Origin of the sequence: Hyphomonas sp. UBA3601, assembly GCF_002375605.1 — a bacterium.
In the GTDB taxonomy this organism is placed as follows: Bacteria; Pseudomonadota; Alphaproteobacteria; order Caulobacterales; family Hyphomonadaceae; genus Hyphomonas.
The window spans coordinates 25672-26513 of the sequence record NZ_DFME01000114.1 but is presented as its reverse complement, the minus strand read 5'-3'; the positions used below and the strand labels follow the sequence as shown (position 1 = coordinate 26513).

Below are 842 nucleotides of genomic sequence, written 5' to 3'. Positions count from 1 at the left end.
GCGTGCATCATCTTCGGAACGTGGAACTCCGGCGGGATCTCGCCGAGCTCGTAAATATCTTTGGTTTCCCTTGCCATGGCAGGGGGGCCCTCCTCCTTGATTACATTTCCGGGATGGTCTGGCGCACAATTATTCGTGGCTTCACAAACCACCCGGTTCCCGCCACCTTGGCCGCTGAACGAAGAGCTTGCAAGAATTTTGTTGCGCTGCACAAATTTCGAAAAAGGGGCGTTGCAATCATGTCTATCGGCGACACGGTTTATCTGAACGGAGTCTTCACCCAGCGGAAAGACGCCCTGATCTCCCCGCTGGACCGGGGATTCCTGTTTTCCCACGCAGCCTATGAAGTGACCGCTGTTTACGGCGGAAAACTGATCGATTTCGAAGGTCATGTGTCGCGCCTCGGCAACACGCTGGAAGCAATTTCGATCCCTAACCCACATGACGCGGCCGCGTGGGAGGACATTCACAGCCAGTTGATCGCCCGCAACGGCCTTTCAGAGGGACTGATCTATCTCGAAGTTTCAGCAGGCGCCTACGACTCCCGGGATTTTGCTGGCCCGGAGACCTTCACACCCACAATTTTCCTGTATGCGGATCATCGCCCCCTGATCAGTGAGAAAGCCGAGCAGGGCATTCGCGCCATCTTCCTGAACGACATTCGCTGGCGTCGGCGCGATATCAAGACAACTCAACTCCTGTCGCAGGCCCTCGCCTACCGCGCTGCGCGCGAAGCCGGCGCCGAAACCGCGTTCATGGTCGAGGACGGCCACGTCACCGAAGCGGCCTCAGCCAATACATGGATCGTGACCGAGGAGGGCCGGATCATCACGCGCAATCTG

1 protein-coding gene is annotated in these 842 nt (G+C 57.8%); it reads left to right on the top strand.

From position 1 onward, the window contains the following. Nucleotides 1-239 precede the first annotated feature (239 nt). The coding region (locus B4F73_RS12130) for an aminotransferase class IV (RefSeq protein WP_290483383.1) at nt 240-842 on the top strand (603 nt) is incomplete at its 3' end.